Raw genomic sequence first — 273 nt, forward strand, 5'->3', positions numbered from 1 at the left:
ATAGTGATCCGGTAACAGCATGCAAGCGGGCAAACTGCGCCACCGCGTAGAGATACAGCGAGCCATTAATAGCCAGGACGCACAAAGCGGCGCGAATATCGAAACATGGCAAACAATAGCCCGCGTCTGGGCAAGCCTTGAACCTTTATCCGCACGCGACTTTATTGCCGCACAAGCGGCGCGAAACCAGATCACGGCACGCGCGGTCATCCGCTACCGCAAACAAATCACGGCGGGCATGCGACTCATCCACGCAAGCGGCCATTATTTAAT

Annotated in this window: 1 protein-coding gene; it reads left to right on the top strand. The window is 55.7% G+C overall.

Going from position 1 to position 273, the window contains the following annotated elements; translation table 11 throughout:
• Positions 1-19: 19 nt before the first annotated feature.
• The coding region (locus AXE65_RS04535) for a phage head closure protein (RefSeq protein ID WP_068388715.1) at positions 20-273 on the top strand (254 nt) is incomplete at its 3' end.

The sequence above is a fragment of the Ventosimonas gracilis genome (assembly GCF_001580025.1).
Taxonomy (GTDB): Bacteria; Pseudomonadota; Gammaproteobacteria; order Pseudomonadales; family Pseudomonadaceae; genus Ventosimonas; species Ventosimonas gracilis.